This window comes from Pseudomonas sp. FW305-28, from assembly GCF_017351395.1.
GTDB lineage: Bacteria > Pseudomonadota > Gammaproteobacteria > Pseudomonadales > Pseudomonadaceae > Aquipseudomonas > Aquipseudomonas fluorescens_AA.
The window spans coordinates 1-8,473 of record NZ_JACNDD010000213.1; the positions used below are offsets into that span (position 1 = coordinate 1).

Below are 8,473 nucleotides of genomic sequence, written 5' to 3' on the forward strand. Positions count from 1 at the left end.
GGCTGGCAATCCTCCATCCTGAAGGCATACCGACCGTGGCGAGGGAGCTTGCTCCCGCTGGGAGGCGAAGCCGCCCTCGCTTTTCAACCGCTGAAAGCGCTTCAGCCCTGCCATCGTTGCGTCTGCTGCGCAGCCGAGCGGGAGCAAGCTCCCTCGCCACAAAAGCCCGCCAGACCATGACAACCCCAAACACCTGGGCATTTCTTCGCGCAAGGCTGGCAATCCTCCATCCTGAAGGCATACCGACCGTGGCGAGGGAGCTTGCTCCCGCTGGGGGGCGAAGCCGCCCTCGCTTTTCAACCGCTGAAAACGCTTCAGCCATGCCATCGTTGCGTCTGCTGCGCAGCCGAGCGGGAGCAAGCTCCCTCGCCACAAAAGCTTGTCAGACCATGACAACCCCAAACACCTGGGCATTTCTTCGCGCAAGGCTGGCAATCCCCATCCTGAAGGCATACCGACCGTGGCGAGGGAGCTTGCTCCCGCTGGGGGGCGAAGCCGCCCTCGTTTTTCAACCGCTGAAAACGCTTCAGCCATGCCACCGTTGCGTCTGCTGCGCAGCCGAGCGGGAGCAAGCTCCCTCGCCACAAAAGCCGGTCAGACCATGACATCTCACAAGTGCTCGTGTATGGGCTTGCCCACAATTTCCCCTCCCCCCACGCCAACCACCGTCTAAGCTTCAAGCAAGTCCGATCAATCTGCTTAATGGATCAGTCGACTATGGGCGCTTTGTGGCAAACCGATTCGAATGAACCTGTGGTCCCGACTGAACGTATGGAAGAAGCGCCTTTACCTCAAAAAAAACGCCGCGCACGGCATGGCTGGCGGGCATTCTGGTTGTTGTTGCTGATTATCGTGGTGGTGGTCGGCCTGGCGGTGGCCAAGGAAATGCGCACGTCGCGGTTTCAGGCCCGGGAGCTCAGCAAGTATGCCGAGTCCCTGAGCTACTCGGTGCAGCCGGGGCCCAGCGATGCCATCGTCTACCCTGGCGCAGGCCCGTTCGACCGGCGCCTGGGCTACAGCGCGCTGGGGGAATTCCTGCCGCGCCTGCTCAAGCGTGACTATGTGATCCAGGCCCAGGCGCGGTTTTCGCCGGCGTTGATGGGCTACGTCGAAAAAGGCCTGTTCGTGCCCTACACGGAAAAGATCCAGGCTGGATTGACCATCACCGACTGCCGCGCCGCGCCGGTCTATCAGTTCAAGTACCCGCAGCAGCTGTATGCGAACTTCGAAGCGATCCCGCCCGTGGTGGTGCAGAGCCTGTTGTTCATCGAGAACCGTTTTCTGCTCGACCCCAAGCAACCCTTGGCCAACCCGGCCGTGGACTGGCCGCGCTTCGGCATGGCGGCCTGGTCGCAAGTCGCCAAGCTGTTGAGCCTGCCGGGGCAATCCGCCGGGGGCAGCACCCTGGCCACACAACTGGAGAAATACCGTCACTCGCCTGAGGGCCTGACCGTGTCCGGCGCGGAGAAAATCCGCCAGATGATTTCCGCCAGCGTGCGCGCTTACCAGGGCGGCCCGCAAACCCTCGAGGCGCGGCAGCGGATCATCCGCGACTACCTCAACAGCGTGCCGCTCTCCGCCGTGCCGGGGCATGGTGAAGTCCACGGCATGGCCGAAGGCTTACGAGTCTGGTACGGCGCCGACTTCAATCGGGCCAATGAACGCTTGGCCAGCACCGCGACCGATCCCCAGAGCCTGGCGGAAAAAGGCCTGGCCCTGCGGGAAATGCTGTCGTTGATGATCGCCCAGCGCCGGCCGTCCCATTACCTGTCCAAGGGTCACGATGAACTGGCGCGCCTGACCGACAGCCACATCCGCCTGTTGGCACAGAACGGCGTGATCGACGCGGCCCTGGCCGACGCAGCCCTGGCGAGCAAGGTCAGCTATCGCGACTGGGTCCAGGACCCGACCGTGCAGCCCAACGAAACCAACAAAGGCATCAGCGCCGCCCGCAGTCGCCTCGCCGCCCTGCTCAACCGCCCGCTGTACGACCTCGATCGCCTCGACCTGTCCGCCACCAGCACCTTGCAAAGCGATTTACAAGCCCAGGCCACCGACTACCTCAAGCGCTTGGCCGACCCGGCCTTCGCCACCGAGATCGGCCTGATGGGAGAACGCCTGCTGACCCCCACCAGTACCACCCAGGTGCGCTACAGTTTCACCCTGCTGGAACTGACCCCCGATGGCTCGCGTGTGCGAGTGCAGACCGACAGCACCGACCAGCCTTTCGACATCAACGAAGGCAGCAAGCTGGAACTGGGCTCCACCGCCAAGTTGCGGGTGCTCACCACCTACCTGCAGATCATCGCCGAACTGCACGAGCGTTATGCCCAGCAGACCCCGGCGGCGTTGAAGAAAACCGAAGTCGCCGAGCAGGACCGCCTCTCCCGCTGGGCCGTCGACTACCTGATCCAGAACACCGACCGCAGCCTGCCGAAGATGCTCGAGGCCGCGCTGGACCGGACCTACTCGGCCAGCCCTGGCGAAGCCTTTTTTACCGGCGGCGGGCTGCACACCTTCCACAACTTCCGCAGGGAAGACGACGGTCGCAACCCGACGTTGCGCGACGCCCTGCGGGAGTCGATCAACCTGCCGTTCATCCGCCTGATGCGCGACCTGGTGCGCTACGCCACCTATGCCGGCCCCAACAACAGTTCCGAACTGCTCAAGGACGACAAGGACCCGCGCCGCCAGGAATACCTGGCCCAGTTCGCCGACCGCGAAGGCACCTCGTTCCTGCTCAGGTTCTGGAAGAAATACCAGAAAAAGGACACCGGCCAGCGCCTGGAAACGTTCCTCGACGGCATGCGCCCTACCGCTATCCGCCTGGCCGCCGTGCACCGCTATTTCTTTCCCAACGACAGCCAGGAGAGCTTCAACCGCTTCGTGCGCGCCCACTTGAAGTCGGCCAAGAGCGCCGAAAAACTCACCGACGAACGCCTCGAACGGCTCTACCAAAGCTATGGCCCCGGCGCCTATGACCTGCCGGACCAGGGCTTCATCGCCAAGGTCCACCCATTGGACCTATGGTTGATGGGTTACCTGCTGAACAACCCCGACGCCAAGTTCAGCCAGATCGTCAAGGCCAGCCAGTTCGAGCGCCAGGAAGTCTACAGCTGGCTGTTCAAGAGCCGGCACAAGAGTGCCCGCGACAGTCGCATCCGTACCATGCTGGAAATCGAAGCCTTCCTGGATATCCACCAGCGCTGGCAGAAAGTCGGTTACCCGTTCGATCACCTGGTACCGTCGCTGGCCACCGCCATCGGCAGCTCCGGGGACCGCCCGGCTGCGCTTGCCGAACTGGTGGGCACCATCCTCAACGATGGCATCCGCCAACCGGCGCTACGGGTGGACAGCCTCGACTTTGCCGTCGGCACGCCTTACGAGACACGGCTGGTGAACAACCCGGACAACGGCAAGCGCGTGATGCCAGTGGAAGTGGCCCAGGCCTTGCGCGGTGCGCTGTCCCAGGTGGTGGATGCCGGCACCGCGAAACGCGTGGCCGGCAGTTTCAAGCTGGCCGACGGCACGCCGCTGGCCATGGGCGGCAAGACCGGCACCGGCGACAACCGCATCGAAGCGGTCGGCTCCGGCGGACGAGTGATCAGTTCCAAATCGATCAACCGCACCGCCACCTTCGTGTTCTACATCGGCGACAGTCATTTCGGCACCCTCACCGCCTATGTACCGGGCGCGTCGGCGCAGAACTTCAAGTTCACCTCGGCCTTGCCGGTACAAGTACTCAAGGGCATGGCGCCGTTTCTCTCGCCTTACTTGCAGCCGGGCAGTCATACCCAGTGCAAGCCGTTGGTGGCGAGGCAATGAGTCACGGGAATGTGGTGCAAGTACCCTGTGGCGAGGGGTTGCCCTCAGATCAGGGGTTGCCCCAGATCAGGGATTGACCCGAGGCACCGCGTCGAAGATCACGGTGAAGTCGGCGTTATACATGCCGGGAGAGAGAGGGCGAGTCGGCGAGTTCGCAACCACGATGTACATGTCCGCCTGGGTACCGGGTGTGGACGTGGCATCGTCGACGACTTCCTGAGGTCGGTCGTCCAGAGGTACACCGTTGAATAAAGCCCTCAGGGAGACAACATCGACACCGTTGGTCAAGTGGATGGCCCCTGTACTCGCCCCGTTCTCGATGTAGGCGTGGACCGAACCATCGGTGTTCTTTACGTCAAAGGTGTGGCGCAAAGGGGTGAATTTGTAGGTCAGGGGGTTGTAGTACATGTATTCGTCCTTACCAAAATCCGGATTCCGGGGCTGCACGTGGAACTGCTTGGTCGGAATGTTCGCCTCGATATGGATGGATGAACGTGCATCATCGGCGCCCAGCACCAGCGGCGAACTTAGCGCGGCAGTCCCCAAAGCAATAACGGATAAAACTTTCTTGAACATGCTTGATACCTTTTTTTAGTAATAAAAAGCGCAGGAGCAAAACTTGCTCCCACCGTCACTGACCCAGCGCTCCCTCGCCACAGGAGTGCTGGTTCAAATGATCTTTGCCGCAGGGTTCGCGGTTGCTACGGCGCGGTGGCGTCGAACACCATGTGCACCGTTCCGTAGTAGTCCCCCGGCTTGTAATCGTCATCGGGCCTGATGGCGGCAATTTCCAGCGGCACCTGGCGTCCGGGCCGGGCCTCGGTGGCCGTGACCACCTGGGCCGAATCCAGGGTCAGTGCGACGCCATTGAAGGTCACCCGCAGATCGATGCGCTCACGTCCATTGGACAGATACGCCTCTTCCCCCAGGCGGGCACCGATGGCACCGTTGCTGTTCTTCACCTCGTAGGTGGCCCGCAACGGGCTGAGCTCGCCGGTGATGGTGCTGAAGGGCAAGCGCTGTTCGCGCTGGACCAATTGCGGGTCGAGGGGCACCACATGAAAGTCGACGGTGGGGATGGTCACGTAGACCTCGAAGGTTTCCCGTTCGACCGCGCCCCAGGCCTGGACCCAGGGCAACATAAGGGCGCTCAGTGCGAGGGGGCGTACCAGTGTCTTGAACATATTTGATTACCTGTGGCGTCAACGACGGTTCGGCGACGGCGACCGTCAACCTTTGATCTCGACGTTTTTCTGCTCGCTGCCTTCGATCAGCGTGAAGCGATATTCGCGCCCCGCCTCCTTGTCGAACGAGAACGTCCGGCCGGCCATGATGTGGTGCTTGGTGGTGGGCCGGCACTCGTTCTCTTTCTTCGCTTCGCAGTCCTTGAACTCATCGATCACCAGCACGCTGTTGCCGTGATTGCGTATCTGGTAGCGATTGGCGCTGTCATCGATCACGGTCTCGAAGCGGGTGTCCTTGGGCCGTACGAAAAACACCGTGCCGTAGCCCGCCAGCACCTTGACCCCCGCCCCGACGCGCTCCTTCTTGTATTCCTCGCGCTCCTCCTTGCTGATGGCGAACTCGTCTTCGGCCTCCGGCACCACCGGCACGAAGCGCACGCGGAAGTACCGTTCCTTGTCGCGGTTGCCCATGAACAGCAAGCGCGTGCCCTGCACCCCGTTGGCCGGCACGATCAGCCGCGCCGGGCTGGCCATCAACCCGTCCTTGGCCTGGGCACTGACCTGGTTCTGCAGCGGCACTTCCTGGTAGCTGCCGTCCTCGTTATAGATAATCTCCAGGATGTTGACCTTGACGAACGCCGTGGACGTGCCGCCGTTGAAGATCCGCTTCATGTAGGTGGTCTTGTTGCCGTCCAGGTAGTCGTAGACCACCCCGACGCCGATCTGCGGACCGGCCTGGGCCACGCCGCACAACAGATAGAGTCCAACCCATGCCAATAGATGTTTCATCGCTTTTCCAACCTCATGCATTTCACGCAACTCACTAAAAATCCTGGCCGACCGGCCGTTTAAATTTCCGAATCCCAGACCACCGTGACGTTGCCGGAGTAGGCCTTGGCGCCGCTGTCCAACATCTCCTCGACATTGCCGCGCACCACCTCGAAGTGCAGCGTTCCTGGCCGTCGATCGACATAAAACCCCGGCTGGATCAACTCGGTGCCCGTGCCGTCACGAAACAACGGGCGGTGGCTGATCGGTTGCCCGGCGGCATCCGTCAGGCCCTCGGGCAGGGTCACGCTGACCTCCACCGGCACGGCGTGCCCTGTGGCGGTTTCGGAGATGGCGCAGGTATTGGCGCTGACGTGCTGGCATTCGAGGGCCATCTTGAAGCGTGACGAGGCCGAGATATGGAAACGCTGGTCGCGGAACAATCGCGTGGGTTTGCGCCCGCTGTTCAGCCAGGCTTGCCAGCCTTCCTGGGGGACCAGTTCGACGCGGTTGCCGCCGGGGGGTACTTCTACTTTGAGGGTGTGTTCGACCGTCAGTTTGAGATTGAGGGTGATCACCGAATCCGTGGGGATCATCACATCCCCCATGTCAAAGTCCTGCCCTGGTCCGACGCCGTAGGTCAGAGAACCGGTATATAGGCCAGACGACATTTTCAAAGGGTTGGGTGTGCGCAGTTCGTAGGCGAAATCCAGATTGCGGTAGGACATGCTGGGGATCAGGTAATTGGCTCTTTTGGCGCACACACCTTCGGTAGGTGTCTTCCAGAAAAAGTTGTAGATATTGTGGTTGTAGGTCGAATAGCCGCTACCTCGACAAGGCGAAGGCGCATAAAGCCAACTGGAGCCGCTCCATAACCTCTGATGGGCCTGTAGAGCGTTTACGCCGCCGCCGACCAAATCGACCACGCTGCCAGGAAACTGATACCGCGAGCCCACGCCGGATATCCGCACTTGAACGATCTCTGTTTCGCCTGTACCGGTATGGGTCACCTGCGCCAAACGCCAGCTGGCCGGCACATCGAACATCGCCCCTTGCCGGGGATCCCCATGATTTGCCTGAATCGGACGAGCCGATTCGAAAGTAATGGGCACCTGAATACTGAACATTTTTTCCCGCTCACATACCGCCGGATACAGTCCGCAGTAACCCGATACCGGGGTGGTATTGAGAAAGGAGTTTTCATTGGGCTTCGAGGGATCGGGCCTGAAGATGGCGGTGACATCCTTGCTCACGGCATCAGCCGTCGATGCACAGGTCAACAACAACACCGAAACCATGCCTTGCACTGCCACTGGTAACTGCTTCATCTACACCCCACCCTCATATCGGCTCGGACTGGCCAAGCCACGCCTTTTAAACTTCCGAATCCCAGATCACCGTGACATCGCCGCTATAGCGCGTGGCGCCGCCGTCCAGCATCTCTTCGACGCTGCTACGGCCGACCTCGAAGTGCAGCATTCCCGGCCTGCGGTCGACATATAAGCCCGGCTGGAACAACTCGGTGCCACTGCCATCGCGCAACAGCCGGCGACGGTTGACCGGTTGCCCACCGGCGTCCGTCAAGCCATCCGGCAGGGTCACGCTGACGTCCACCGGCACGGCATGGCCGGTGCCGGTCTCGGTGATCGCGCAGGTATTGCCGCTGATGTGCTGGCACTCCAGCGCCATCTTGAAACGGGAAGAGGCGGAGATATGGAAACGCTGGTCGCGGAACAGTCGCGTCGGCTTGCGCCCGCTGTTGAGCCAGGCTTGCCAGCCGTCCTGGGGGACCAGCTCCACACGGTTGCCGCCGGGGGGGACTTCGACCTTGAGGGTGTGTTCGACGGTCAGGTTGAAGTTCAAGGTGAGTATCGGATCGGAAGGGATCATGACATCGCCCATGTCGAGGTCCTGGCCCGGCCCAACGCTGTAGGTCAAGGATCCCGTGTAGAGACCGCTCGACATTTTCAGAGGGTTTGGGGTGCGCAGTTCGTAGGCGAAGTCCAGGTAGGTGTAACTCATACTAGGAATCAAGTAATTGGCTTTTTTGGCACAAGCGCTCTCTACCGGCGTCTTCCAGAAAAACATGTACCAGTTACTGCCATAAGCCCCCACACCGCTGTATTGACATGGCGAGGGCGCATTCACCCAACTGGAACCGCTCCATAACGCCTTATGAGCAGTGATGACATCTACGCCCCCCCCGACCAAGTCGACGACGCTTCCAGGGAATTGGTACCGAGAACCGATACCGGACCAGCGTACTTCAACGGTTTCAGTCTCACCTGTAACTGAATGAGTCACCTGTGCGGTACGCCAATTGGCAGGGACTTTGAACATCGCACCTTGCCGGGCGTCTCCATGACCCGCCTGAATAGGGCTGGTCGAATTGGCGGTAAAAGGTAACCGAATGCTGAACATTCTTGCCGTCCCGCATTGAGCGGGATATTGCGCGCAGTAACCACTGACCGGCGTGGTATTAAGAAAAGTGTTCTCTTGAGGCTTCGAAGAGTCAGGCCTGAACACCGCACTGATGTCCCGGCTCACGGCATTGGCAGCAGGCACGCAAGCAAACAACAACACTGAAACCACGCTGCGCACGGCTACCGAAAAAGGTTTCATCTATACAACCTCATACATCAATGCGAATCCTTGCAGGTTTTTGGGGGAAAACTTCACCGTGGGAGCAAGGCTTG

Annotated in this window: 6 protein-coding genes; 1 reads left to right on the forward strand and 5 read right to left on the reverse strand. The window is 60.9% G+C overall.

All coding sequences use genetic code 11. The features are described 5' to 3' along the window. Positions 1 to 717: 717 nt before the first annotated feature. The gene (locus tag J4E53_RS28650; RefSeq protein ID WP_103308451.1) at positions 718 to 3,825 is read left to right on the forward strand and encodes a transglycosylase domain-containing protein; all 3,108 of its coding nucleotides are present in this window, start codon (positions 718 to 720) and stop codon (positions 3,823 to 3,825) included. 66 nt (positions 3,826 to 3,891) lie between these two features. On the opposite strand, the gene J4E53_RS28655 is transcribed toward J4E53_RS28650, so the two are convergent. From J4E53_RS28655 to J4E53_RS28675, 5 genes are all read right to left on the reverse strand, one after another. Beyond that, positions 3,892 to 4,401 carry a CS1 type fimbrial major subunit gene (locus J4E53_RS28655; protein WP_060740839.1) on the reverse strand — a complete coding sequence of 170 codons (510 nt, stop codon included), beginning with the start codon at positions 4,399 to 4,401 and terminating at the stop codon, positions 3,892 to 3,894. Between the two features lie 125 nt (positions 4,402 to 4,526). Then, positions 4,527 to 5,009 carry a CS1 type fimbrial major subunit gene (locus J4E53_RS28660; RefSeq protein WP_103308452.1) on the reverse strand — a complete coding sequence of 161 codons (483 nt, stop codon included), beginning with the start codon at positions 5,007 to 5,009 and terminating at the stop codon, positions 4,527 to 4,529. Positions 5,010 to 5,054: 45 nt separating this feature from the next. Further along, positions 5,055 to 5,798 carry a molecular chaperone gene (locus tag J4E53_RS28665; protein WP_177431695.1) on the reverse strand — a complete coding sequence of 248 codons (744 nt, stop codon included), beginning with the start codon at positions 5,796 to 5,798 and terminating at the stop codon, positions 5,055 to 5,057. A 59-nt stretch (positions 5,799 to 5,857) separates the two neighbouring features. Continuing rightward, positions 5,858 to 7,105: a hypothetical protein gene (locus J4E53_RS28670; protein WP_060740836.1), complete on the reverse strand. Its 1,248-nt coding sequence runs from the start codon at positions 7,103 to 7,105 to the stop codon at positions 5,858 to 5,860. Between the two features lie 46 nt (positions 7,106 to 7,151). Next, the gene (locus J4E53_RS28675; protein ID WP_103308454.1) at positions 7,152 to 8,399 is read right to left on the reverse strand and encodes a hypothetical protein; all 1,248 of its coding nucleotides are present in this window, start codon (positions 8,397 to 8,399) and stop codon (positions 7,152 to 7,154) included. Positions 8,400 to 8,473 lie beyond the last annotated feature (74 nt).

Excerpts from the sequence above, each read along its gene's own strand:
- J4E53_RS28650 (WP_103308451.1), top strand. The coding sequence starts at position 718 with ATGGGCGCTTTGTGGCAAACCGATTCGAATGAACCTGTGGTCCCGACT.
- J4E53_RS28655 (WP_060740839.1), bottom strand. The coding sequence starts at position 4,401 with ATGTTCAAGAAAGTTTTATCCGTTATTGCTTTGGGGACTGCCGCGCTA.
- J4E53_RS28660 (WP_103308452.1), bottom strand. The coding sequence starts at position 5,009 with ATGTTCAAGACACTGGTACGCCCCCTCGCACTGAGCGCCCTTATGTTG.
- J4E53_RS28665 (WP_177431695.1), bottom strand. The coding sequence starts at position 5,798 with ATGAAACATCTATTGGCATGGGTTGGACTCTATCTGTTGTGCGGCGTG.
- J4E53_RS28670 (WP_060740836.1), bottom strand. The coding sequence starts at position 7,105 with ATGAAGCAGTTACCAGTGGCAGTGCAAGGCATGGTTTCGGTGTTGTTG.
- J4E53_RS28675 (WP_103308454.1), bottom strand. The coding sequence starts at position 8,399 with ATGAAACCTTTTTCGGTAGCCGTGCGCAGCGTGGTTTCAGTGTTGTTG.